24 protein-coding genes are annotated in these 25,016 nt (G+C 69.0%); 4 read left to right on the top strand and 20 right to left on the bottom strand.

Annotated features, from left to right (window positions below):
* Positions 1-71: 71 nt before the first annotated feature.
* Both ACFTS5_RS02980 and ACFTS5_RS02975 read right to left on the bottom strand, forming a co-directional pair.
* The gene (locus ACFTS5_RS02980) at positions 72-1,697 is read right to left on the bottom strand and encodes a hypothetical protein (RefSeq protein ID WP_378626955.1); all 1,626 of its coding nucleotides are present in this window, start codon (positions 1,695-1,697) and stop codon (positions 72-74) included.
* Positions 1,694-2,089: a type VII secretion target gene (locus tag ACFTS5_RS02975; RefSeq protein WP_378626954.1), complete on the bottom strand. Its 396-nt coding sequence runs from the start codon at positions 2,087-2,089 to the stop codon at positions 1,694-1,696. The genes ACFTS5_RS02980 and ACFTS5_RS02975 overlap by 4 nt, the downstream gene beginning before the upstream one ends.
* Before the next feature lie 115 nt (positions 2,090-2,204).
* On the opposite strand from ACFTS5_RS02975, the gene ACFTS5_RS02970 reads away from it, so the two are divergent.
* Together ACFTS5_RS02970 and ACFTS5_RS02965 are read left to right on the top strand one after the other, a co-directional pair.
* The gene (locus tag ACFTS5_RS02970; protein WP_378626952.1) at positions 2,205-3,179 is read left to right on the top strand and encodes an NAD-dependent epimerase/dehydratase family protein; all 975 of its coding nucleotides are present in this window, start codon (positions 2,205-2,207) and stop codon (positions 3,177-3,179) included.
* Between the two features lie 31 nt (positions 3,180-3,210).
* Positions 3,211-4,224, top strand: coding sequence for an Rv2578c family radical SAM protein (locus ACFTS5_RS02965; protein ID WP_378626951.1), 1,014 nt, complete (start codon positions 3,211-3,213; stop codon positions 4,222-4,224).
* A 42-nt stretch (positions 4,225-4,266) separates the two neighbouring features.
* Here ACFTS5_RS02965 and ACFTS5_RS02960 read toward each other — a convergent pair whose 3' ends face one another.
* On the bottom strand, positions 4,267-4,908 hold the full coding sequence (locus ACFTS5_RS02960) for a hypothetical protein (protein WP_378628307.1): 642 nt from the start codon (positions 4,906-4,908) through the stop codon (positions 4,267-4,269).
* A 106-nt stretch (positions 4,909-5,014) separates the two neighbouring features.
* The gene (hisS, locus tag ACFTS5_RS02955) at positions 5,015-6,289 is read right to left on the bottom strand and encodes a histidine--tRNA ligase (protein ID WP_358062877.1); all 1,275 of its coding nucleotides are present in this window, start codon (positions 6,287-6,289) and stop codon (positions 5,015-5,017) included.
* 85 nt (positions 6,290-6,374) lie between these two features.
* Between hisS and ACFTS5_RS02950 the strand changes: the two genes are divergently transcribed.
* Together ACFTS5_RS02950 and ACFTS5_RS02945 are read left to right on the top strand one after the other, a co-directional pair.
* Entirely contained in the window at positions 6,375-7,271 is an 897-nt protein-coding gene (locus tag ACFTS5_RS02950) for a peptidylprolyl isomerase (RefSeq protein ID WP_378626950.1), read from the top strand.
* Between the two features lie 240 nt (positions 7,272-7,511).
* Positions 7,512-8,081, top strand: a complete 570-nt coding sequence (locus tag ACFTS5_RS02945) for a hypothetical protein (protein ID WP_378626948.1) — start codon at positions 7,512-7,514, stop codon at positions 8,079-8,081.
* Between the two features lie 60 nt (positions 8,082-8,141).
* Here the strand turns inward: ACFTS5_RS02945 and ACFTS5_RS02940 are convergent, their stop codons facing one another.
* The 16 genes from ACFTS5_RS02940 to ACFTS5_RS02865 all read right to left on the bottom strand — a co-directional run bounded on the left by ACFTS5_RS02940 (position 8,142) and on the right by ACFTS5_RS02865 (position 24,820).
* Positions 8,142-8,567: a DUF4913 domain-containing protein gene (locus ACFTS5_RS02940; protein ID WP_378626947.1), complete on the bottom strand. Its 426-nt coding sequence runs from the start codon at positions 8,565-8,567 to the stop codon at positions 8,142-8,144.
* Positions 8,564-10,390: a type IV secretory system conjugative DNA transfer family protein gene (locus tag ACFTS5_RS02935; protein WP_378626946.1), complete on the bottom strand. Its 1,827-nt coding sequence runs from the start codon at positions 10,388-10,390 to the stop codon at positions 8,564-8,566. The genes ACFTS5_RS02940 and ACFTS5_RS02935 overlap by 4 nt, the downstream gene beginning before the upstream one ends.
* Positions 10,391-10,421: 31 nt before the next feature.
* Positions 10,422-10,988 carry a hypothetical protein gene (locus ACFTS5_RS02930; RefSeq protein ID WP_378626945.1) on the bottom strand — a complete coding sequence of 189 codons (567 nt, stop codon included), beginning with the start codon at positions 10,986-10,988 and terminating at the stop codon, positions 10,422-10,424.
* Positions 10,985-12,640 (bottom strand): peptidoglycan DD-metalloendopeptidase family protein, encoded by a 1,656-nt coding sequence (locus ACFTS5_RS02925; protein ID WP_378626944.1) that lies wholly within the window; start codon positions 12,638-12,640, stop codon positions 10,985-10,987. The genes ACFTS5_RS02930 and ACFTS5_RS02925 overlap by 4 nt, the downstream gene beginning before the upstream one ends.
* Positions 12,641-12,701: 61 nt before the next feature.
* Positions 12,702-13,010, bottom strand: coding sequence for a transposase (locus tag ACFTS5_RS02920; RefSeq protein ID WP_056810706.1), 309 nt, complete (start codon positions 13,008-13,010; stop codon positions 12,702-12,704).
* Complete coding sequence (locus ACFTS5_RS02915) at positions 13,007-15,364, bottom strand: hypothetical protein (RefSeq protein WP_378626941.1); 2,358 nt, start codon at positions 15,362-15,364, stop codon at positions 13,007-13,009. The genes ACFTS5_RS02920 and ACFTS5_RS02915 overlap by 4 nt, the downstream gene beginning before the upstream one ends.
* 7 nt (positions 15,365-15,371) lie before the next feature.
* The gene (locus tag ACFTS5_RS02910; protein ID WP_266290614.1) at positions 15,372-16,868 is read right to left on the bottom strand and encodes an SCO6880 family protein; all 1,497 of its coding nucleotides are present in this window, start codon (positions 16,866-16,868) and stop codon (positions 15,372-15,374) included.
* On the bottom strand, positions 16,865-18,316 hold the full coding sequence (locus ACFTS5_RS02905; RefSeq protein WP_378626939.1) for a hypothetical protein: 1,452 nt from the start codon (positions 18,314-18,316) through the stop codon (positions 16,865-16,867). The genes ACFTS5_RS02910 and ACFTS5_RS02905 overlap by 4 nt, the downstream gene beginning before the upstream one ends.
* A gap of 56 nt (positions 18,317-18,372) precedes the next feature.
* Positions 18,373-19,188 carry a hypothetical protein gene (locus ACFTS5_RS02900; protein ID WP_378626938.1) on the bottom strand — a complete coding sequence of 272 codons (816 nt, stop codon included), beginning with the start codon at positions 19,186-19,188 and terminating at the stop codon, positions 18,373-18,375.
* Positions 19,185-19,781, bottom strand: coding sequence for a hypothetical protein (locus ACFTS5_RS02895; RefSeq protein ID WP_378626936.1), 597 nt, complete (start codon positions 19,779-19,781; stop codon positions 19,185-19,187). Before ACFTS5_RS02895 ends, ACFTS5_RS02900 begins: the two co-directional genes overlap by 4 nt.
* A gap of 8 nt (positions 19,782-19,789) precedes the next feature.
* A complete protein-coding gene (locus ACFTS5_RS02890; RefSeq protein WP_056810720.1) occupies positions 19,790-20,044 on the bottom strand; it encodes a hypothetical protein in 255 nt (84 codons plus the stop codon).
* Complete coding sequence (locus ACFTS5_RS02885; RefSeq protein WP_056815437.1) at positions 20,044-20,337, bottom strand: hypothetical protein; 294 nt, start codon at positions 20,335-20,337, stop codon at positions 20,044-20,046. Before ACFTS5_RS02885 ends, ACFTS5_RS02890 begins: the two co-directional genes overlap by 1 nt.
* A gap of 94 nt (positions 20,338-20,431) precedes the next feature.
* Complete coding sequence (locus ACFTS5_RS02880; protein ID WP_378626935.1) at positions 20,432-21,073, bottom strand: hypothetical protein; 642 nt, start codon at positions 21,071-21,073, stop codon at positions 20,432-20,434.
* On the bottom strand, positions 21,070-21,924 hold the full coding sequence (locus ACFTS5_RS02875; protein WP_378626934.1) for a MinD/ParA family protein: 855 nt from the start codon (positions 21,922-21,924) through the stop codon (positions 21,070-21,072). The genes ACFTS5_RS02880 and ACFTS5_RS02875 overlap by 4 nt, the downstream gene beginning before the upstream one ends.
* A gap of 9 nt (positions 21,925-21,933) precedes the next feature.
* Positions 21,934-23,115, bottom strand: a complete 1,182-nt coding sequence (locus ACFTS5_RS02870; RefSeq protein WP_378626932.1) for a hypothetical protein — start codon at positions 23,113-23,115, stop codon at positions 21,934-21,936.
* Between the two features lie 55 nt (positions 23,116-23,170).
* Positions 23,171-24,820 carry a cutinase family protein gene (locus ACFTS5_RS02865; protein ID WP_378626930.1) on the bottom strand — a complete coding sequence of 550 codons (1,650 nt, stop codon included), beginning with the start codon at positions 24,818-24,820 and terminating at the stop codon, positions 23,171-23,173.
* Positions 24,821-25,016 lie beyond the last annotated feature (196 nt).

The raw sequence follows: 25,016 nt of genomic DNA, 5'->3' as shown, positions 1-25,016 counted from the left end.
CTACCCGCGTTTTCTCCCCCACCCCCACCCCCGGGGGCGCGCCCGTTTCCCCCCGCCCCCCCCCTTCTCGGTCAGAACCGATCCGCGGTCGCGTCCGCTTCGCGTTCGTCCTCGTGGACGGCACCGATCACGTCGGGCGTGGATTCGCCCAGCGGACCGGTGAGATCGTCGTTGCCGGTGCGGCTCTGGTAGGGCTGCACGGTACGACCGTGTTCTTCCTCGTTGTTGCCACGGCCGGCACCGGCACCCGCGCCACCGCCGCCCATCATGCCGGAGGTACCGCCGGTACTCGCGGCCGTGGTGGTGCTGGAGCCCATCACCGTGCTGATCGGTCGGCCCGACGCCGGAACCGCCGCACCCGGCACGGCCGCGGTGGACTTCGGGGTGCCCGAGCTCGGGGTGCCGCCGGTGCTGCCGGCCGCGCCACCGGCGCTGCCGCGCGCGGTACCGAGCGCACCGAGCGAGGAGCCGGAACCACCGCCACTGCCACCGGTGCCGACACTCGACGTTGAAGTAGAGCCGGGAGTGGTGGTACCCGCGGTGGTGCTCGCGGCGGTGGTGGACGAATCGCCGCCGCCGGTCAGAGCCTCCTCCGCCTGGGTGAGCAGCGGTTCGCCGATGTTCTCCGAGGCCGCGGAGAGAACTTCCTCGGGCGAGGGCAGGCCGCTCTGGCTGGCCAGCTGCCCGACGACGCCGCTGAGCTCGCCGGTGTACCCCATCAACTGCCCACGGGTGACGTTGACGACCGACACCGCCTCACCGAGATGCGAAGTGGCCAAGCCGATCAGTGTGGCCTGGGTCGGGGGCAGCATGATCGTCGGCGCGAGCGCGGTGGCCTGGGCCGCGAAGGTGGTGGCGATCGTGGTGAGCTGGGCGTTGCCGGTCTGGACGACAGCAGCGGCCTGCTGAGTGAGCGCGGAGATATCGATGCCGCGCTGGCTGGTGTCCTGCCCCTGCGTCTGCGCCTGCTGGCTGGCGGTGGTCGCCGCGTCGGCGGACTGCCCCTCCCACACCTGCTGAACGGTCTTCACGCCGCCTTGGGCGAGAGTCATCGCCTGCTCGATGACCGCCGAGGAATTGCTCAGGATCGAGGTCGGGTCCAGCGAGCCGAAAACGCCGGTACCGAAGCTGCTGAGCAGGTCGAGGAACGGCTGGAACAGGGTGTCGATGCCGGGCAGCGCGGGCAGCGACAGGCCGCTCATCAGTGCGGCGACCGGATCTTCGGTCAGTGTCGTCGCGGCGGCTGACGTGCTCGCGCCGGAGGTGCTCGACGCGCCCGCACCGGAAGTGCCGGTGAGTGCGGACTTGGCCTGGTCGAACGCGGTCAGCGCGGCGGCCGACGCGGGTGCGGCGACCTGAGCCACCGTCCCCTGCAGGCCACTCAGCGCGGACGACGCGTCGTCCGCGACGCCGGACAGGATGTCCTGGGGCTCCACGCCGGTGCCGAGGCCGCCGAGCCCACCCAACCCGGCGGGGGACGTGCTGACGTTCTGAGCTTCGTCGGTGATCTTCTGCGCGAGTGTGAAGACCGCTTCCTCGTCGGTCGCCACATCCTCGGGCACCTGCATCAGCGGGACGTCCAGGATCGCTTGCGCCTCGACGGGCACCGCACCCATCACCGACGCCGTCGCGGCATCGGCGGCGGCCATCGCGGCATCGGGAGCGATGACGCCCGCGTCCGAGCTCAGCGGCTTCACAGGCCGGCGGCCTGACGGGCGAGTTGGGCGGCATTGTCGATATCGGTCGTCTCGAAGGTCACCGACGACTTGAAGGCCGCGTCGGAGAGCGAGCTGAACTTCGCCGACAGGTCGTTGATGTCCTTGGCCTGCAACGCTTGTGCAGCCGCGAACATCGCCAGATAGTCGGCGCCGATGAGGCCGAACACCGGCGTCGCCGCCGACACGCTGGCAACCAAGTCGAAATTGCCCGCCGCGGCGACCTGTGCCGCCACTCCGCCATTGGTCGCCGCGAACGCGGCGACTTCTTCGGTTTGCACCGAGAGATCGGTCATGCGAAATCCCCCCAACTCGTCGTGAAAAGTCTGCACTACAGAAGCGAGCGACGGACGCGAAACTCCCGACGCGACCACCCAACTGCGATTGGCGCCAAATATAGCCGAACTCCCCGGCAGTTTTCGAGTCGTGCCACCCTCGATCTGCGTGATCCACTATCAAAACTAGAACATGTTCTATATCCTCGGGCTCATGAAGGTCGCAGTGACCGGCGCAGCCGGCTACCTCGGTACCAACTTGATCCCTCTGCTCGTCGAGCGCGGCCACGAGGTCGTCGCGATCGACCGCGCCGCCCCGACCACGTCCGATCCGGCTGTCACCTGGATCGAAGGCGATGTGCTCGACCCGGCGTCGATGCGTGCGGCACTGGCGGGCGCCGAGGTGGTCTACCACCTCGTCGCGCTGATCACCCTCGCCGAACGCAACGATCTGGCGTGGCGGGTGAACACCGAGGGCGTGCGCGTCACCGCCGAGGCGGCACTGGAATCGGGCGTGCGCCGGTTCGTCCACACCAGCTCCATCCACGCTTTCGACCAGTACCGCGCGGGCGGGCACATCGACGAGACCTCCGGCCGCTCAGACGATCCCGGCTTGCCCGTGTACGACCGGTCGAAGTGGTCCGGCGAACTGGCCTTGCGCCCGGTGATCGAGCGCGGGCTCGACGCGGTGATCGTGAATCCGACCGGCGTCTACGGCCCGGTCGACCTCCCCGATCGCCTGTCCCGGCTCAACGTCATCGCCGGCCAGGCGATGCGCGGCCGGATTCCGGTGATGATCGGCGGCGGCTTCGACCTGGTCGACGTGCGCGACGTCGCCCAGGGCCTGATCCTCGCGGGCGACAAGGGCCGCACCGGCGAGAACTACCTGCTCGGCGGCGAGATGACCACGATGATGGACTTCTGCCGGATGGCGGCGGCCCGCACCGGAGCCAAGGGCCCCCGTTTCGCCATCCCGGCGAAGGTACTCGGCGCGACACTGCCGGTGATCGAGCCGATCGGCCGGCGTTTCGGCTCCGACAGCCTATCCAAAGCCGCACTGGGCGCTCTGATCTCGGCGCCGGTCGTCGATCACGGTAAGGCCGAACGCGAACTCGGCTACCGCCCTCGCCCGACTACGGAGACCGTCAACGATCTCGTCGACTTCCTGCGGGCGTCGCGTCAGGCTTGACAGTCGTTCGAACACATGTTCGACTCGTGGGGTGCGGTGGCAAGCTCAGACCCTGGACGCCGATGACGGCGCACTGCCCGGCCTGACCAGGGCCGGGCTGGTCCGCTCCGTCCGCACCCCCGAGTTCGACGGCATCACCTTCCACGAGGTGCTGTGCAAGAGCGCGCTGAACAAGATGCCCGAGAGCTCCGCGCTGCCCTTCCGCTGGACGATCAACCCGATGCGTGGCTGCTCGCACGCCTGCCGTTATTGCTTCGCGCGCGGCAGCCACGAATATCTCGGCCTCGACGCGGGCGAGGATTTCGATTCCGAGATCGTGGTGAAGACCAATATCGCCGCGGTGCTGCGTCGCGAACTCCTGCGCCGTTCCTGGCAGCGGGAGGCGGTGGCGCTCGGCACCAACACCGATCCGTACCAACGCGCCGAGGGCCGATACCGCCTGATGCCCGGCATCATCGGCGCGCTCTCCGATTCCGGCACCCCCTTCTCCATCCTCACCAAGGGCCCGCTGCTGCGCCGCGATCTCCCGCTGCTCACCGAGGCGGCCCGGCGCGTCGAGGTGAGCGTCGCGGTGTCGATCGCCATCCTCGATCCCGACCTGCATCACAGCCTCGAACCAGGCACCCCGGAGCCACGCGCCCGTCTCGACCTGGTCCGCGCGCTGGCCGACGCGGGCTTCGCCGTCCACGTCATGGCCGCGCCGATCATCCCCTGTCTCACCGACAGCCGGGCCCACCTCGAGGCCCTGTTCGCCGCGATCGCCGACGCGGGCGCGGCCAGCGCCATGGCCTTCCCGATGCACCTGCGCGGTCCCACCCGAGACTGGTTCCTCACCTGGCTCGGCACCGAACATCCCGCGCTCATACGCCGCTACCGCCAGCTCTACGCCCGCGGCGGCAACGTCACTCCCCTCTACCGCGACTGGCTACGCGACCGGGTGAACCCCCTCCTCGACCACCACGGCCTGCGCCGAATCCAAGGCCCCACCACGCCGGCCGCTCCCCCACCCAGGCCACAGGACGCGCAGCTCGCTCTCTTCGGCTGACCGCTGGAAACGCGGTCGGGCCACGACACCATCCGGCGACGCTCAGCCGAGCGCGGCGACCTCGGAATCGGTGAGCACCACCGGCGAGACGCTGTCCTTGCTCCGCACCGACCGCACCGCGCGATACAGCGGACGTTCGTCGAGGCCGGCGTCGCGAGCCTCGGCACGCAACTGCCCCACGAGCACTTCCGAGATCGCGATGGCAGCGGCGAGTTCGCTGGCGGCGAGTGCGTCGGCCAGTTTGCGCAGGCCGAGCAGGTGCAGTTCGCGGCCGCTGCCCACGTCGGTGTACATCGCCAGCGGCACCAATTGGGTGTCGCCGCCGACGGTGACCCGCAGGACGATGCGGCTCAGGCGTGCGGGGTACACCAGCAGTTGCACCCCTGTGGCGTCGGCGAGGTCGACTGTGTGTTCGCCGACCAACCGGTGTGCGCGGATCACGGTGCCGCTCAACCACAGCCGCCGCCGCTGGAACGCGAAGACATAACCGATGGTCGGGACAGCGACGACCAGTCCGATCAGGATCGCGTACGGCCAGCTCAGCCATACCGCCGACAGCAACGCCGCACCGACGCCCACGCCGAGCGCGGCCAGCGCGAGCCTGCGCAGCATCGGCGCGAACACCTCGGGCGCCACCAGGTCGATTCCCACCGGTTCCGTCGCCGGCGACTGCCCGTCCACGATTGCCTCTCCGCCCCCACCGGCCCGCCCGGCATGAGGCGCGGTCAGATTACCGCGCCTCACCGACCTCAGCAGCCGAGCGCGGCGCCCAGCCGCTGTACAAGCGGCCTCAGCGACCGAGCTCCTCGCGCAGCACCGCCACGACGCCGTCGAGCGGGACGGACCGCTGTTCACCGGTCGCCATCTCCTTGACGCCGATCGTGTTCTCGGCGAGATCGCGATCGCCGAGCACCAGGGTGTACTTCGCCCCCGAACGGTCGGCGCCCTTCATCGCGCCCTTCATCCCGCGTCCGCCGTAGGCCAGGTCGACGCTGATGTCGGCGGCACGCAGTTCACCGGCCAGCGCGACCAGCTTCGCCTTGGCCGCGTCGCCGAGCGCGACGCCGTACACCTGGCAGCGTGCCGGATCGGCCGCCGACTTGCCCTCGGCCGCGAGAGCCAGCACCGTCCGGTCGACCCCGATGCCGAAACCGATGCCCGACAGCGGCTGACCGCCGAGTTCGGCCATCAGTCCGTCGTAGCGGCCGCCGCCACCGATGCCCGACTGCGCACCGAGCTGGTCGTGCACGAATTCGAACGTGGTCTTGGTGTAGTAGTCCAGGCCGCGCACCATGCGCGGGTTCACCACGTACGGCACGCCGAGCGCGTCGAGGTGTCCGAGCACCTGCTCGAAGTGGGCCTTCGCCGACTCCGAGAGGTGGTCGATCATCAGCGGCGCGTTCGCGGTCAGCTCGCGCACTTCGGGACGCTTGTCGTCGAGCACGCGCAGCGGGTTGATCTCGGCGCGGCGCTGAGTCTCCTCGTCCAGCGGCAGCCCACGCAGGAACTCCTGCAGCAGTTCGCGGTACTGCGGGCGGCACGTCTCGTCGCCGAGCGAGGTGATCTCGAGGCGGAATCCGTCCAGGCCCAGCGAGCGGAATCCGGCGTCGGCGATCGCGATGACCTCGGCGTCGAGCGCGGGGTCGTCGATGCCGATCGCCTCGATGCCGACCTGCTGCAACTGCCGATAACGACCGGCCTGCGGGCGCTCGTACCGGAAGAACGGACCGGCGTAGCAGAGCTTCACCGGCAGCTGACCGCTCTTGTCCAGACCGTGCTGGATCACCGCGCGCATCACGCCCGCGGTGCCTTCGGGACGCAGGGTGAAGCTCTCGCCGTTGCGGTCGGCGAAGGTCCACATCTCCTTGCTGACCACGTCGGTCGACTCGCCGACACCCCGTGCGAACAGGGCGGTCTGTTCGAATACCGGCAGCTCGACATGCCCGTACCCCGCCAGTCGGGCGGCGTGGATCAAGCCGTCGCGCACGGCGACGAACTCGGCCGAACCGGGCGGCAGGTAGTCGGGGACCCCCTTCGGGGCGGTGAAGCTGCTGGTCTTGGTCACGATGGTCCAGTTTTCCCCACGGGCGCCCCCCGCGTCCAACCGGTTACCCTCTAGACGAACCTGACGACACGGGAGGAACGCGGTAGTGCCGAGTAACGAACAGCGACGGGCGGCGGCCAAGCGCAAGCTGGAGCGCCAGCTGGCACGACGGGCCGAGCAGGAGAAGAAGCGCAAGCGCTTGACGATCGCGGGCTCGGTACTGGGTGTGATAGTCGTCGCGGCCGCCGCGACCGGCGTGTATTTCCTCACCAGGGGCGACGACAGCGAGTCGGCCAACGCCGAGTCGTCCTCGGCGGTGCCGACGACCCAGTTCGTCAACACTCCCCTCGACATCCCCGGTCCGCCGCCCCCCGCGGCCAAGCCCGCGACCGTCGACTGCAGCTACCCGGCGGGCCAGGAGCCTGCGGCGAAGCCCGTCACCGCGCCCACCACGACGTCGGTCGCCACCGACGGTCCCGAGGTGAAGGTGGCGATCGATTCCACCCAGGGCCCGATCGGGTTGTCGCTCAACAGCGCGCAGGCACCCTGCACGGTCAACTCGATGGTGAGCCTGGCCCAGCAGGGCTATTTCGACAAGACCAGCTGCCACCGCATCGTGGCCACGCCGGGCTTCGGCATCCTGCAGTGCGGTGACCCCGCGGCCACCGGCATGGGCGGCCCCGGCTACACCTTCGACAACGAATACCCCACCGACCTGTTCCCCGCCGGTGACCCGGCGCTGCAGCAGCCGGTGAACTACAAGCGCGGCCTGGTCGCGATGGCCAACGCGGGTACCTCCCCGGAGGGCAAGGGCACCAACGGAAGCCAGTTCTTCCTGGTCTTCGGCGACACCCAGCTGCCGCCGAACTACACCATCTTCGGCACGATCGACGAGGCCGGCCTGGCCACCCTGGACAAGGTCGCGGGCGGCGGCGTCAAGGGTGGCGCGGAAGACGGCGGGCCTGCCATCCCGATCTCGTTCAACTCCGTCAAGGTGGGCTGACACCCGCTTTCCCAGTACCGAAACGGACCGAACACGCTGGCGTGTCCGGTCCGTTTCCGGTTTTCCCGCCCCGACGTGCGAAGAAGATCATCAGAGGCTAGGCAACCCTACGATTCATCCGGCTCACAGACCGCTCACCCGCATTTTCTCCGCTGTCGACCCGGCCCGCCGGACATCGCACCGTGTCCTTCACGCGGTAGGCTCAGATGTCCACTTCCACAGCAGCATCGGGGAGCAGTCATGGCGGAACTCGACGACATCGGCAGCGAAACAGCGTCCATGATGCGCACCATGCTGCAGATGGCCATCCTGGTCGCCGTCAAATCGCGGGAACACGGCCAGAAAGAGGCCGAGTCCCGGGCGAAGGCGATCGAAGCCAAGATGAAGGAAGCGCGCGAACTGCAGATCCGCGAAGCGCGTGATCTCAAGGCCAAGGATCCGCGCAATATCGAACTCGTGCAGATGATGTCGGTGGGGTCGCGCACGGTGGAGTCGCGCGGCGTGGAATCCCGCAATGTGGAATCGCGCGGCATCAACCTCAACAAGCCGCAGGGCTCCCCCTTCGCCTCGAACGCCGCGGCGACACCGAGCGTCGGCTACGACTCCGCCGAGCGGCGCTCGGCGATCGCGGCACATCTGCAGCGTGCCGGCGTCGCGCCGGAACTCACCCAGGTTCGGATGCTGGTCGAAATGGGCCAAGGCATCTCGCCGGAGGAGGCGATCCGGTCCCGGGACACCGTGATGCGCGCGACCCTCGCGCGTCAGCGTGGGGAACGCGGGATCGAACGCGGCATCGAACGCGGTCGCTGACCCGACTCCGAAGATGCTCGGATCCCCTTGCCTGGCAGGGGGATCCGAGCATCTGTTCGGTCAGTCCGGTATGCGGCCCTTCTGCCAGAGCCGGTCGATGTCCGGACTGCCGAACATCTGCGCGTCCGCGCCCTCCGGCTTCTTGAGCGGCAGCGGTTCGAGCATCCCCTTGTGACCGTTGCGCACACTGCAGTATTTGAACGGCCCTTTCGGGTCGAACAGCTTGGTCATGTGCGGGTCCGCGTGGTCGAGGAACCACACACTGATGCCGGTCCCGCCCTGCAGGCGGTGATGCTCCCAGGCCTGCCACAACGCGCTCAACCGGATCACGGCCTCGCTGTGGTGCCACCATTCCGGGCACCACACCGTGTCACTGATATCGGTGACCTGGCGCCGGTAGACCTGGCTCAAGTACTCGGTGACGAACTCGTACACCCCCTGGTAGCCGTTCGTAATCTCCCCATTGGCGACATTGTCGTAGCTCACAGCGGCTTGACCTCCTCGACTTCACCCATCTCTTCCGGCGGAACAGATTTCGCTAACGACGGAGACCCGAAAAGGTCTTCGATGCGGGTCTTGCGAGTCGGGTCGTTCTGCTCGATCGACCGCTTGACCGCGTCGGCGTACTCCGACTCCCACCACGGCACGGTCCGCACCAGGACCGCGGGCTGACCGGAGGTGAACACGACGGCACGACCGCGCGGTAGCGTCGCCAGGCCCTGCGCGGTGAAGGTCACCGAGGAGCTCAGCGAACGCGAGTAGCTCTTGCTGTTGCCCGACTGCGACATCGACGCGGAGATCGAGTCGTACTCGCCGATCGCCTCGGACCGATCGCGAAGGAAGGCCATGTCGTCGACTCCGCTGCCGAGAACCTTGATGTTGGCGGCCGACCACAGCGCGCTCATCCCGGCCTCGCCCCAGCAGCGCGCTCCCTGCGCCCACGACTGCAACACGGTCATCACCACGATGCCGCGCGAGCCGAAGTGGCTGTACTGCTTGGGCAGATCCTTCCAGCGCACCACGTTGGCGGCCTCGTCGAGCACCGCGAGCAGCGGGATCGGCAACCGGCCACCCGACGAGCGCGAGGCCTTGCGCATGGCCACATCGATGACCGCCTCGGTGAGCGCGCTCACCAGCGGTGCGGCCGAACCGCGCCCCTCGAGCGACAGGCAGTACAGCGTGCCGTTGCGTTCGATGAACTCCAGTTCGTCGAACTGGGGACGGACGCCGTCGGCCGGGGTGATCCACGGGTGCACATTGGACAGCTGCAAGCAGCGAATCATCTTCTTCGCAGTACCGAAGATGCCGCTCCTGGTGCGCTCGTCAGCGTTGTACTGCATGGCGAGGCCGGACGCGGTGAAGTGGTGTTCGGCGCCGCGCAGGTGCTCGATCGCCTCGGTATTCTGCGGATTCGTCACCCATTCCCACACCTGGGTGATCGGTTTGCCGGCGATCGCGGCCGCGAGGAAGAACGCGGCGAGCAGGTCCTCGGCCTCAGGATCGAAGAAGTTGTCGCCGTCGTCGGCGCTGCCGCCGGTCTCGGCGTCGGCGAAGTGTCCCGCGAGCCGAGCCGCCCGCATCTCACACCCCTCGGTGCGGAAGTTGACCCAGCTCAGCGGATCCCAGAACCAGGTCGGTCGTTCACCGGCGACGCCTTGTGGATCGAACACGAACGTGCGACTGCCCTTGGCCTCCTGCACATCACGGGTCGCGTCGACCACGTCACGCTTGTTCGACGTCGCCAGCACAGGCCCGATCGCGGAGAGGATCGCCGGGATGACCCGCGAGGTGGATTTGCCCTGCCGCGGGCCCCAGATGTCCAGATGCAGGTCTTCGTAGGAGCCGTAGAGCGGGGTGCCGTCGGCGACAGCGATGCCGATCGGCACACCGGGTGAGTCATTGGTGCCCAGCTTCATACCCAGCGCAGCCGCCTTCTCCCTGACTCCGGCCTCGGTGATCGACGCGATCGCGCTACCGCTGCCCATGTGGTCGGCCTTGTCGTCGACCGCCAACCGACCCGCACCCGCACGCTTCTTCAACCGCTTGCGAATCACCACGTACGCGATGGCCGACGCGATCACCAGCAGCACGATCACCGTCGACGCACGCGGCCAGTGCAGCTTGCCCCGTGCCAGATCGGCGACCACCGCGATCGGGTTGATCGGAATGGTCTGCGGCACAACCGCCAGCGCGTTGCCCAGGTGCAGGGCGACGGCGAGGGTGATCAGCGCCGCGAACCCGAACATGATCATGATCAGCGTCGTGTCGGGTCCGACCGCAGCCGGATCCGTCACCTTCTTCTTCGCCACGGGTGCCTCCTTGTGTGGACGTGGTGGGTGGTCAGCGGAACGCGTCGAGGCGCCAGCCCTGCGGGGTCTGCACCACCGTCGCGATGACGGTGCTCGGCGGTAGCTCTTCGGTGCGGCCGTTCGGGTAGACGACCGTTTGTTCGATGCCGATCTTGTACTGCGCCACCGTGGGATCGGCGCTCGCGGGCGCCGGCTCCCCCGAGGCGAAGGTGAACGCCTCCACGCGCGCTTTCGCCTTGGCCCAGTCGGCCCACTGCAGCGACGGTTTCGGCGTCTCGGTGGCCCCGATCGAACTGTCCAGCATACGTATCATGCTGGGCCCCAGCCATTCTCGCGCGCGCTGCAGCGAGGATCCGGGTTGCTCGGTCGCGGGGTTCCAGGTGTAGACCTCGCGCAGCGCGACCACCGCGACACCGTCGGGAGTCGTCGGGTCGACCGCGGCTTCGAGCAGACGCGTGGTGGAAGTCGCCTCGGGACGCGTCGGCTCGGCGTCGCCACCGCACGCCGGAACCGAGAGCAGGACTGCCACGAGCATCACCGCCGGGGTTGTGCGGATTCGTGTTCTCTCCCACCAGGTTATCGCTGGTCGCGTGGTCACAACACCCTCCTCGCCCGTGCGTCGCCGGGCACCGCCACCTCGGCGACACCCCCACCACCGCGGTTGCTCGCCGGCGGCACCGACTGGATCAGCCGACCGTTGCCCGCGTAGATCCCGACCTGTGTCGGGCCCTGCCGCCCGAACCCGCTGAACACCAGATCGCCGGCCGCCGCCTTCGCGATCGGGACCTCCCGTCCGGCCTCCCATTGCTGTTCGGCGGTGCGTGGCAACGTGACCGCGCCCGAGGACGCGGCGAACACCGCCGCGGCGGTCAGCCCCGGCCCGTCGAATCCGCCACCGCTCGGCCCTTGCACGCCGCCACCGCCCCACACGTACGGTGTGCCGAGCCAGTCGTGGGCGGCCTCGACGATCTGCTCGCCGTCGCTGCCCTGCCCGGGGGTGAACCGGCCCTGCGCGCCGGGCGCGCGGTACTGGGGTTCCATCGACAGGATGTTGGTGACGTAGGGCCTGGTCTCGGAATAGTGCGCCGCATACTGATTGGGCATCCCCCCGGAGGCCAGCACCGCACCCTCACCGGCGTTGTACCCCGCCAGGGTGAGAGCGGCCAGGTCGCCCGAGACGCGCCCCGCGGCCATCCAGCCCGCGATCTTGTGGGCGATCGAACACATGTAGCGGGCTTGGCCGATGATCGCGTCACCGTCGTCCCACACGCTGGCGGACCCGTTGCCGTCGGCGTCGATGACATAGGGCTGACCGTCCTCGGGATTGATGCCCGCCGCCGTGCCCGGCAGGAACTGGGCCAGGCCCTGCGCGCCCGCGGGCGAGGTGAGCCCGCGCCGGAATCCCGACTCCTGCTTGGCCTGCGCGGCCAGCAGCGACGAGGAGATCTCCGGGCACACCGTCCCCGCGCGGCGATACCAGATCTCGAGTTCGGCGGGCACCTTCCCGTCGGCCAGTGCCCCACCGGCGCTACCGAATCCACGCACACAGTTCGGATCGCTCGAAAATGCCCGCGCGCCGCCGACATCCGGGGTCGGCGCGCCGTCGAGCCACGGCATCGGGTCGATCTGGCGACCACCGGTGAACCGGCCACCGGGCACGATCTCGAAATGCAGGTGCGGGCCACTCGATTCGCCCGCGGACCCGACCATCCCGATCGGCTGACCCGCGGTCACCGTCTGGCCGGTGCGCACCTTGACGCCGGCGTCCCACATGTGGCCGTACACCGCGGAGTAGGCGCGACCGTTGGTGTCGACGGAATCGACGACGATCCAGTTGCCGAAACCCGAAGCGGGACCGGCGGCGACGACCCTGCCGTCGGACACCGAGTAGATCGTGGTGCCGTCGGTGGCGGCCATGTCGATGCCCTTGTGATCGCCGCCGCGCGAACCGAACACATCGGAGATGGTGAACGTTCCGGTCTCCAGCGGCAACGTGCGGCGCAGCGGACCGACACCAGCGGCCAGCGACGGCGTACCGGTGACCGCCGGATTCGATGTCGGCGCGGCGGCACTCGTCGCACCGGCACGGTTGTCACCACCGAGTTCGGGCAGCGTGGGCACCGACGATCCGACCAGCACATCGCCGGTCTCGCAGGTCTCGTCCGACGACGGCAGCACGATCACCAGCACCAGGGCCACCAACCCGATGACCGAGCCGAACACCGTCATCATCATCGTGCGGACGTTCACCGGCCGACTCCCCGCGTTCCGCGCCGGGCGCCGATTCGCGCAACGTCCGCCGCGGCGGAGTTCATGTGCGGCGCCGGGACTCGTTGAGCGTGTCGGCGAGCGTGCGGTTCATTTCCGCGGCGGCGGCCAGCTGTTGCTGCAGCAGCGCCACTTTGCGGCGTAGCGCGGTGGCGTCCATGCGATCCAGGCTCGGGTCCTGGGTCGCGCGGACCCAGTTGCGCACCGAATTGGCGTGCACACCGATCTGTTCGGCCACCATGCGGCAGGCCTCCGATTCGCTGCGCAACTTGTCGGTCAGCGCGACCACCTGGGCGACGGCGGCGTTGCGGACCTCCGGCGAAACCCGGCGATAGGACCGGTGCGGCATCATTGCTCACTCCCGTTCGAATAGTCCGGCGTGCCCCTGGGGTTGTCGCCGAACTCGCTGAAGCGCTGGTTCGTGTCGTGGATTCCGCTTTCTCGCTCCGACACCGTGAACTCCATGTGGAAAGGAATGCCCGGCCGGCGATCCTCGCCGACCTTCAGCAGGAACTTGCCGGTACCGGGCGGCGACGGCCGCTGCTGGCCGGGCTTGAGCGCCTCACCGGTGAGGGCCTGCGGCGCCGACCAACTCGTCACCATCTCCTGCTCGGCCGAGGTGAACGGCACCGTGGAGTCGAGCCTGCTGATCTCCTCGGCCGGTAGCGCGCCGAAGATCTTGGCGCGCGCGCGTTCCAGGAAGCCGATGGCCTTGGCGATCGCGGCGTCCGACCCCAGCGCCTGCAGGTCCTTGATGGTGTGGCTGATCATGATCAGGGCGGTGGCCAGGCCACGCTGCAGACGGGTCAGCTCGTCGACGCGGTCGACCATGAAGTCACCGAGACCGAGCACCTGCCACAGCTCGTCCATCACCACCTGGAAGTAGCGCTGCGGGCCGAGGTCTGCGTCGGCCAGCACGTGCGCGGCCTCGACGGAGGCGAAACCGTCTGCCCAGCAGGCCAACATGACCGCGGCCTTGAGCTTCTTGTCACCGCTGGGGATGTGCGAGACGTCGATACACACCGCGACAGCGCCGGTATCGATGGGAACACTGGTCTGGCCGTTGAAGATCGCGCCGAACGGGCCCTGGGTGAGCGCGCGCAGCGAACGGCGGAGCCCCTTGATCGCGTTCTGGTATTCGTCGGTGTTGTCGGCGCCCGCGTCGAGCATCATCTCGGCGCCGCCGCCGACGATCACCTCGAGCAGGTTTTCCATGATCGGCGGTTTGTCGGGGGTGAAGCCGCCGGGCTGGTAGAGGATGCGCAGCGCGGTGGCGATCAGCGTTTCCTCGAAGTCGGCCACGCGGGCGCCGCGGACCAGTTCCACCAGGCCCGCGATCAGCGTCACCTGTCTGGCCCGCAGATCCTGCAGCACCTGACGTTGCAGTGCGGGTTTGTCCGCCAGGCGCGGCACCACCGAACCGAGCACGCCCGCGGCCAGCGGGTTCAGCTTGCCGTGCCCGTAGCCGAGGTCGATCACCTGACCGCCGACGAGTTCGACCATCTTGCGGTAGTCGGGTTTCACGTCGGCCAGGATCAGTGGGGTGATGCCCTGGGCGATACCGCCGAGCACGATCCGGCGCACGAGCGAGGACTTGCCGAAACCGTTGAGACCGAGCACGAACAGGCTGGGCGCGGTGATGAAGCTGCCGCGCATGAACCAGTTCATCGGATCGAAGCAGACCGGGGCGCCGGTGTGCAGATGCGAGCCGAGCGGGGTGCCGATCAGCGGCGCGCCCGCACCGACCGACCACGGCCACAGACCCGCGACCTGGGCGGTGGTCGCCCGATACTCCACCGGGCGACCGACGACGTTCATCTTGCCGCCGCCCGCGCCCGAGTAACCGCGGTCGGTCAATTCGGCGGTGGTGCGGTCGAATCCGTCCTTGACGACGGCCTCGCTGCGGGCGTTCGCGTTGTTGCGGCGTAGGTCGTCGGTGTGGATCCGGAAGGTCGCCCACGCCGCCCGCAGACCCGACTGCTCCCGGGCGATCATCTCGTAGCGGGCGCGGGTGGCGTCGTCGAGCAGCGTCGGGCCCGACTGCGAACGCCGGTCCGGCTTGGTCGATTTCGCGGACCGCCCCGAACCCATCGCGCGGTCGGCGGCCTCATCGGGCCGGATCGCGCGCACAGCCTTCGCGGGCCTCGGCTTCTTCTTCGTCAGCTTGGGTTCGGCCTGCTTCGGCCGTCGACGCGGATCATTCTGGGGGCGTTGGTGTTCCAGACGTGGGCCGTGGTCCTCGTCGCGCAGCCCACGTTCGGCCCGCGCCCGTGCGGCCCGCTCGGCATCGGGATGCGGGCGCCGGGTGCGGCGCTCCCCCGTACCTTCGCGGCCGGGTGCGCGTGGCCCGTCACCGCGACCGTGCATCTCGTCACCGCGGGAGCGAACGCGACCGTCCTCGTCCTCCCTCGGCCTGCGTGGTTCCTCGCCACGCGGTCGGTTCGGACGGACTCGGTCGGCACGGGGTTCCTCACGCGACCTGCGCTCACCCGACGGGCGTTCTTCGGGCACGCGTGAACCCCGCGCCGAGCGTTCGCGCTCGTCGCGTTCGGTGCGCTCGTCGAGGCCGAGCACGTCGTCGCTCACGCGCGGCGCGCTCCCCGCGGGCCGTGGCTCGCGTTCGCCGCGGATGCGCGGCGGCCGGTGGACCGGGCGCAACGCGACGTCGTCGCGATCGCGCACCGGGGGTTCGTAGTCGCGTCCCATAATCGCCTCACCCCGCCAATGCCTTCGGAATGGTTGCGTGTTCGGGCAGGATCACGCCGCAACCGAGAGATGCCGCGAACGCCGCGGACTGGTAGCGGTAGCAGCGCCGGATCTTGAGCCGAGCCTGCGTGGACAGGTCGCGGGTGATGGCCTCGATACGGGGCAGGTCACCGCGCAGCGGTTCGGTGATGGTGACCAGCGCACCGAACCGGGTGACACCGTGTCCGCGGGCCTGCTCCTCGCGCGCCTGCTGGGTGGCGCCGACGCGCAGCGTCGCCGCCGCCGACACCACGCCGCGTTCGCTCTGCTGGGCCACGAGCGCGTTCTTGAAATCGTCGTCGACGATCTCGGCGGCGTCGGCGGCCGAGTGTGGCCGGTAGACGATCGCGATGCGTTTGCGTGGCACTTCGGGATTGGGCGCGAGCAGTCGCTGCAACACCCGCTCGTCCACCGCGCCCTCGGGCGCCGCGTCCATCTCCCAGGTCACCGAGCGGCCACCGTCGTGGATCAGGTGATCCCACTTCTCGTCGTAGGACACCGGACCCGCGTCGTCCCAGCCGAGACCGTGCCCGCCGGGATCGGCCGCGGCCACCTCGAGGTCGGCCTGCGAGGCCGGGTCGTAGCTGCGGCGGATGAAGGAGATGACCTCCTCCGCCGACATCGGCTGCGCCCGCACACCCGCCTCGGCCAGCGCCGCGCAGATACCGGGCAGCCTGCGCCCGATCTCCACCGCTTCCTCGGCCGGGTTCTTGCGCCGCTCGGCGGTGGTCGCCTTGAACGTGATCGCCACCCGCGGCAGCAGTTGCACACGCTCCTGCGGCAATTCGGTAGCCAGCTCGTACATCACCTGCTGGGCCAGATCGGGGGCTTCGGGGCGGGTGATCGTGGACACCTCGTTGAGCAACCGGTTTCCGGTCTCGGGCACCGTGTCGATCACCGGCACCACCGCGACGATGTCGCTGGTCTGCCCGACCGAGGCGAGGAAAGTGCCCCAGGCCGCGACCCAGCGATCGATCACCGGCTGGTCCACCGCCTCGTGCCCCTGCGGCCAGGCCCGCAACACCACCGTGTACTGCGCGAACGCGGGCAGATGGATCATCCCGAAGTGATACCCACCGGCGTCGATGCCTTCGTAGAGCTTCGACGGCGCGAGCAGCCCCGGCAGTTTCGTGACACCGCCGGGGATCCGGGAGAACCGGCCACCGCGATACACGTGCTCGCCGTTGTTGCGCGAGCGCCTCCAGTTGAACATCATCAGTCCCGTCTCATAGCCCGAGCGGCCCCCCGTCCGCCACACCAGGGGCACCATCACCAGCGCACCGAGCCCGCCGACGATGAAACCCCATTTGAATCCACCGACCATCGCGCAGATCAGTGCCGTGATCACCACGACGAAACCGATCACGGTCTCTTCCCAGCGCAGGCCGAAAAGGCCCGCGCTGCGCGGTTTCTGCCACAGCCCGTACGAGCGGCGCTCGTAGGTGTCGGTCGCCGAGGTCGTCATCGCGGAATCGTGCTCCTGCCGAGGTCGGGTGAACGATTCGCCCAGCGGTCACCGGCGACGTCGCCCATCGATTGGTCCGCGCGTGCGGTGGTGTTGGCCGCGGTCCGTGCGGCGGCCACATTGCGGGCCGCCCCCGCGGGCACCGAGCCCGAACTCGTCGTCGCGGGCGCGGGCGCACCCCCACGTGGTGGCGGCATCGGTCGTGGCGCCGCACCACCGCCGCCACTTCCCCCGCCGCCGGGCCCACCGGGCCGCGGACCCGCACCGCCACTACCGAAGTAGCCCGCGGAGCCGGGCGCCGCCACCGGCCGGGAGGCGACAGCCTTGGTGCCGATCGCGCCGAGCCCCATGGCGGCTACCGCCGCACCACCGGCCACCATCAGACCCGAACCGCCGGTGCCGACCGTGGCCACCGCGGGCGCGACCAGTCGCATCAGCGCGGGCAGCACGAACGCCACGCTGCACAGCAGCACCAGCGCGACCAGCATCCGCTGCGCGTCCTCGCCGCTGGGCAAGCCACCGGACTCCGTGGTCTCGTCGACGTGGCCCGCGGTGGTGAACGCGATCATGTACACGATCGCGGCCACCGGTTTGAACAGCATGAACGCGATGATCCAGCCGACCAGTTTCTGATACGACTGCTTACCGGTGCCGGTCGCCGAGGCGGCGGCGGCCAGCGGCAGCACGCCCGCGGCGACCACCAGCAGGCCCTGCCGAACGATGGCGAGCACGATCTGGGCGAGCGCGCCGAGCAGTCCGACGATGGCGATGATCAGCACCAGACCCGGCGAAAAGGCCTGCAATTTGCTGGTTTTCACCATCAGCTCGGCCATGTTCTTGGCGTTGCCGCCGGTGGCGTCGTCGATGATCCACTCGGAGAACTTGTCCGAGGCTCGCGTACCCGCGACGATCACCGCACCCAGCATCCACGAACTGAACACCACCCTGGCGAACAGGCGGAACGATTCGGCGGCCTCGCTCACGGCCGCCCCGCGTCTGGCCTCGGCCAATCGGCCGCCGGTGATGATCACCGAGGCGATCAACAGCAATATCTGGATCTGATAGGTGTAGTCGTTGATCTTGGTGAACAGTGCCCCCGAGTCGCTCACCGCCTCGTTGGGCACCTTCATCCAGAAGGTCAACGCCAGGATCAGCGCCTCGCCGAGGCCCTTCATCAGCGAGTCGACCACCTTGCCGAAGGTGGAATCCCACGCCTTGTCCTTGACCGCGGTGGCCGCGTCGCCAGGGTGGGAGGCGGCATTGCCCGCCTTGCACACCGCCGAGGCCGCGTCGCCGAGCGAGACTCCGGGGATCGCGACGCTGTCGAGGGTGTCGTGCAGTTCGTTGCACGCCTCGTCGAAGCCGTAGGTCTGGCCGTAGGCCACCGTCGGCGTCGCGATCATCACGGTGAAGATCACCGCGAAAATGGTGACGATCCGCCTCAGCATAGTTGGCACCCCTCGATGGTCCGCGCGGAATCGATCCGGGCTGTGCTGTACCTCGATCACCATGTCGTCCACCCCGCCAGCGATTCCACGTACTCGGTCTGGGTATTTGCTGTCGTCGACGGTTTGAGCCGCCAGTCACCGGCGTCCCACACCACGATCATCCGCATGGCGGCATACAACTGCTTGCCATCGATCACCGGACCGCGTGAGGCCAGCCGCACGATCGCCAGATCCTCGGCGAAATCGTCGATCTTGAACGCGTCGGAGGCCACGAAATACCGGGTCACCTTCTCCGGCTGCTGTTTGGGCAGCCGCTCGCCCGACAGCGCGGAGTCGTAAGCGGCCAGCTGCGCTGTGCTGACCCGCAATTGGGTCACATACAGGTCGCGGTCGGCCGGGCGGGCGTTGAGCCGGTAGGTGATCTGCGCGGCGGCCAGCGCGGCGCCCTGCGGTGTCCGCGCGTAGCCGACGGCGAGGCCGTCTTCGATTCGCGACGGCCCGTCGGAGGTGGAGAACGGCACCGACGCGCCGTAGACACGCTGCCAGCCGTGCGGTTTCGTGGTGCCCTCCGGCGCGCCGGTCAGCCAATCCGGGTCCGCGGCGGTACGTTGCGTACCCGGTTGCTGGGCCAGCGGCTGACCCGCCGGGTTGTTCGGGATGTCCACCCGCCTGCCGAGCAGGTCGACCTCGGGTTCGGCGAATCCTGTTCCGCCCGCGGCCTGGGCGGGCGGCGGCGCGTTGTCCACCTCGCTGCCGCCGTCGCGAGTGAAGTACACGACGGCGCCGACGACCATGATCAGGGCGAGCAGGGCACCGGAGGCGATCATGCCGAAGGACGCGCGGTCGCGCGTGCCCGGCTCCTTCTCGCTCACTGCGGTGCCTCCAATGTCACAATGTCCTGCGGTAATTCATCGATCGGGTCGACCGGCCGGTCGGTGGAACGGGGATCGGGTAACTGCAGTCGCCAGTCTCCGCCGTACCAGCTCACCGTGGTGTGGTTCACCGCCCGTGAGCGGTCGGAGTATTCGGTATAGACGTCGACAGTCGTTCGCTCGTCACGATATTCGGTAATTTTGTAACCCAACAATTTCGGCGCGTACTCCGCCGTGGCGGGTCCGGTGATCGACAGCTGTACTCGGTTGATCGCCCACTCGTCCCGCGCGGGCCCCGGGACGAGTTCGGTGTTCACCACCTGGGCCCACTGACTGTCCGGCGCCACCGACAACCGGATGGTGTGGGTCAGTGCCGCCAGCCCGGCCCCGCGCGGGGAATGCTCGAACCCCGTCGCGGCGCCCTGCCCCACTGTTTTCGGGCCCTGATCGGTGTGCGGCAGGGAGATGCCCTGGTAGTCCTGCCAGCCCACCCCGGTCGGCGCGGCTGTCAGGTCGGGGCCGGTATCGCCACCGCCACCACAGCCGACGGCCGCGGCGAGCAATGCGATACCGACCGCAACCGGTCGTGTCACTGTGGAATTCATGCCGGCAGGAAGGCCAGCGCGATCGCCGACGCGGTGCTGGCCACCGAGGCACCGATCAGACTCATCAGGACGCCGTGTGAGGCGTCGTTGACCGCCAGGTCGCTGCGGAACGCGATCCACAATCGACCCGCCGACAGGATCATCCAGGCCAGGCACGACAGCAGGACGAACCAGAGCAGCCAGTTGAGCAACTGCATCATCGGCGCCAACACGTCGGCCGGGATCTGCTTGTAGGCGAGCACGGTGATCACTAACCGATGACCGCACTCATGATCGTGCCGGCGCTGGTCGCCACGACGCCACCGATCATGGCGCCCGCCACCATCTTCGGCGATTCGAGACCACCACCGGTCCAGCGCTCCCACGCGAACTTGCCGCCCGCGTAGGTGATGCCGCAGATGCCCGACAGCAGCACGAACCAGGTGAGGTAACGCACCAGCTGCAGGATCTTCTCCGAGCCGGGAGGAGCCTCCGGGGTCGGGTTACCGACCTGGGCCAGCACGGTGCCGTACGTGTCCTGCACGGCGAGGAGGAGCATGCTCATCGGGTGCCTTTCTCCCACAGTAAAGGTGTTGTGCCACAAACACTTCGACGACGACACACGTTTGTACACCACCGACCGGCGAACCGCCCGGCGTTCATGATCGACCCTCGCCCGACGTGGGCGGGCCGAGACTGGTGCGGATCGCGGCGACCACATCGGTACCGAGGTCACCGATTTCGACCGGCACGTCGTCGAGCGGGTCGGGGCGGCGTTTCTTGACCGCCACCTCGTCGCCCGGCGACCACACCGGAAGCACATCGGACTCCACCAGAGTCCATTCCTCGAACCACGGCACCTGCCAGACGTGCCCGGCCAGCGAGCCGACCACCTCCCGGTAGCGCCGGATCTCCGGCGCCATCCGGCCGGGGCGCGCGGCGACGGTGATCAGGCCGAGAACCAGTGCCGGGCCGGCCAGCCCGGCGTGGTGCTGGCGCAGCAGATCGTGCGCGCGGGTGAGTCCGGAGATGGTTTCCCTGGCGACCAGCACGACATAGGGGGATTCACGGTCGAACACCCCGGGCCAGCGCCCGCGCGCGTCGGCCGCGGGGGCCAGCACGTGCGACAGCGTGGTCGCGCCCGCGCCACCGTGCACGCCGAGCAACCACACCAGCGGCGCCCGGCCGACCCCCGGCACCGGGCGCTCCCAGATCTTGGCGCGCAGCGATTCTGGCGGCGCGACTACACCGGCGGGGGCGTCCGGTTCACGACGACGACGAAGATTCATGGCTGCCGTCATGATGCCACCCCCGCGAGCAAGCTCGCATACGCCGAACGCGTCGTCTCGGCCAGCTCGGCGTGGCGGACGAGTTCCCCGCGCGCGAGATGCGGATCGTAGGGAATCTCGACGACCTCGCGCACCCACCCCGACAGGTGTTCGCGCAAATGCTCCGCTACGCGCGAGTCGTCGTGCGAATACTGATGCGAGACAACGATAGTAGTGTCGGCGACCACACCGGCACCGTCGTCGCCGTAGTGGTCGTCGAGCCATTCCAGGGTCACGCGCAGCCGGTTGGCGGCGTCGACGCGGGCCGGGATGGCCAATACCAGTGCGATATCGGCGTCGTCGAGCAGGGGCCGCAGTTGCCGTCCGGCAATCGGGTTGCCGCCGTCGTAGACCGCGGTGTACCCACCGGTGTCCAGCGCCCGCGCGACAGTGAGAAATGTCGCGCGACGGCGCAGCGGGGTCGCGTCCCGCCAGAGCAGTCCGAACCCGGAGGTGGAGCGGGACAGGCAGTCTTCCAGGGGTGCCGGTTCGTCGTCGCCCCGGCCGTACACCCAGGACTGCAGGTTCACCGGGTGCAGGTGCTTGTCGGCCCCGCGCAGCGCGATGTCGCTGCCCGCCGCGGTCGCGTCGACCGCCACTGTCGTCGCACCCGCGGTGACGAGCTCCGCGGCCAGTCCGAGCGCGGTCGTCGTGGTGCCCGCGCCGCCGCAGCCGCCGACCACCAGGATCGGCCTCCGGGTGCCGTCGCGGCGCTCACCGTTGCGACGCCGCAACCGCACCACCGGAGCCGGATCACGCGCCAGGTCATCGGACGGGTCCCCCTCGGGGGCCTCGTCGAGCCATCGGCTCCAATCGTCTGTCATCGCCTCTCCTTACCCTGCCGCGATGCCCGTGATGAGCGTGCGATCGCCGACCAGCGCTGTCCGCACCGATTGCTTGGTGTAGGTGGCCGGTGCGCCCGCGGGCCGGAACTCGGTGACCTCCACCGTGAACCGGTCGGCCGCGACGGTGGTGATCCGCACGCAGTGGGTGGTCCCCACCGGGATGGTGTCGATACCGCGCTGGATCACGGCGGCCGGCGAGACATCGGCGTCGGGGGTGACCACCGCTCTGGCCTGCTCCCCCGATCGGGTCACGTAGTAGGCGTACTGGAAGGCGAGAACGGCGTCGGGGCCCGAGTCGGTGCCGCCCGCTTCGGCGCTGCGCAGCACGATCTCGGTGCGTTCGGTCGGGCACGATCCCGCGGTGTCGGCGGTCAGGTTGCCCGCGGTGAAGTGCAGGGGCGGGGCGGTGTCGCGGGCGGTGTTGCTGTCGCCGCGCCCGAACAGCAGGAAGAACACCCCGGTCGCGGCGAGCACGAGCACGAGGACCGAGACCGCGAGAACCACCCACGTGCGCTGACGTTTCCGGCTCGCGCGCAAGGCGCCGGAGGGCTCGAGCACCCGGGCGTTGTCGTATTCGTCGGCGGCGGCCTCCGGCCAGGGGAACTGGACGAGTTCGGCGTCGTAGTCGTCGTCGGGGCCGGGTGCCGGTTCGGCGACCCAGTCCGACCAGCCGCCGGTGAAGTCGCTCCGGCGCCCGGCGAGTTGCGCGGGAGGCGGTGGAGCGGGCTCGGGCGCATGCTCTGGTTCGGCCTGGTACGGCCGCTTGTCGTTCTCGGGCGCGGCCCAGCTCGCGGATTCGGTTGTCGCGTCATGGAACTCGGTGGCCCGGCTGAACGGGTCGCCGACTTTCGGCTCGGACTCGACGTTCCCACCGTGCGGGTCGCCGGCAACTTGCGCCTGATGGCCGGCCTCCCGGCTGGGCGAGCCGCCGGTGGCGGTCGGCTGAAAGTCGAGGGCGAGGCTGAACGGTTCCGGCTGCCGCTCCCCTGCCGTGGCGTGATCCGGCGCCGGCTCGGCGATCGGGGCGGCGTCGGGATTCGTCGAATATCGGTCGATGCTGTCGTCGTCGCCCGCCACCGGTTCGGTGGTGTCCGGGCGCACGGGGGCGCCGGTCTCGGTCTCGGGCTCCAGCGCCGAGTACCAGCGCGACAATTCGTTGTACGACTTCAACATTCCCCCCTTTCCACGGCGCCGGGCACAGTTCGCATCGAAGACCTCTCGGTGATCAGTTCACAGAGAACGGACGGGTGGTGGGTGCGGTGGTTACGGGTGTCGCGGCAGGCGGAGTCGTCGCGCCGCCGGATGAGGCGCCATCGGCTCCTGTCCCGAACGGAAATTGTCCCCCACCGGAGGGTTTGGTTGTCGTAGACGCGCCGGTCGGGCTCTGGAATATTCCCATACCACGCGAGTCGGACCCGCCGACCGGTACCGCTCCCTTCCCGGAAACGCCTGCCGCGTCGTGGGCGAGCGCGGCGAACCACCGGCCGACGTACTCCGTCGGGGTGGCGCCGTTCGCGCCGACGCCCATGCGCGAGTAGGCGTCATGGCGTTGCAGCGTGTCCCAGTAGCGCACCCAGGTGGTGACGTCGAGGAGTTCGGCGTTGTCGGTCACATTCTGCTGGACCGCGGTGAACGCCTCGTTGACCAGCCGGACCCCGGTGGTCGGCGGCACCAGTTGCGGGACCGCGCCTGCCAGTTTCGTCCCGAGCAGCGTGAGTCCGGCCAGCGGATTCGACAATGTGGCCGTGGCCAATTCGCTGATACTCGCCGGGCTGATCACCGACTTCACCACGGTGGCGACGGCATTGAGGCCGATCATGCCGACCTTCAGCAGCGCCTGATACGCGGCGTTCATGTCGAGCTTGCTGTTCGGGTCCGAGGCATCGGACACTCGCTGTGAGATCGACTTCTTCGGCGAGATCGACACGTCGGCCAGGGTGGCGCCGGAGATGTCCTCCTCGACCACCGCGGTGGCCGTTTTGATGGAGGTGAACGCCAGCGCCTGCGCGATCGAGGTCAACGAGCCGATCGGATCGCCGCCGGAGAGTTTCGACTGGCTCATGAGGTTGGTGACGGCACGCACGATCGGCGCGCCCTGCGGTGCGTCACACGCGAGATCGCCTGTGGCACAAAAGCTTGCGACACGACCGGTGAGTTTACCGAAGTCATCGGTCTGCTCGCTCTGCGGGGCGAGCCCACCACCGGAGGCGACCCCTTGACGCACGGCACCGATGTTCGCCACCGCGTCGCCGGAGGTTCCCGGCGCCGCCAGCGGTGCGGTCCGGTCGGGCGCGCCGGGAAACAGTGGCGCGTTCTCCGCACGGGTCGGGTCGGCGAACAACGCGACCGCGGCGACCTTGTCCGCGGACAGTGCTCCGGTGCCCGCTCCGACCTCCTGGGCGAACAGCGAGGCGACGTGGGCGCCTTGGGAATAGCCGACGACCGCGAACCGGGTGTCCGGGCAGCGCTGCGCCACCTGGGTCGCCATCGCGCGAAGTCGTTCCAGGCCCCCGGCCACCGATTCGGTGTACGGCACCGCGCCGCCCTGGACCGCACCGCCGAAACCGGCCTCATAGGGCACGTACGCGCGATCGACAAGTCCCGGGTCGGACGCACCGGCCAGCATCGGACGGAACACCGTCGACAGCATCCCGGTGTCGGTGCTGGGCGCCGCGTCGGGCGAGGACTCGCCCGTGCCCTGAATTCCCAAGGCATACAGTGCCGGACACGCGGCGATGGATACGTGTGTAGACGGCGTGGTGGGTGTACCGTCTTCCGCGCCGGCCACCCCCGCCGTAACCGACAGCGAAGCGACGGTGAACGCGATCAGCGTCCCCGTGAGTCGTGTCGTGCACCGAGCCATATCGATCCGCATCACAGTCCGTTTCGGCTGACCAGTGGAGCGTTGAAACGCACTAAACCGTAACAGATTCCGGGTAACCCAACCGCTGCCCTAATCGGCCCTTTCGCTGCCCCCGGCAAACCCGATGCGACCAGCAACCTTTCGGCGATCACCTGGGCAGACAGCGGCCCGGGCACCCTCGCGAGGAGAGTGCCCGGGCCGTAGTCGG

The sequence above is a fragment of the Nocardia sp. NPDC056952 genome (assembly GCF_042674185.1).
Classification (GTDB): Bacteria; Actinomycetota; Actinomycetes; order Mycobacteriales; family Mycobacteriaceae; genus Nocardia.
The sequence above is the reverse complement of the archived record's forward strand: the minus strand, read 5'-3'. Positions and strand labels throughout refer to the sequence as shown.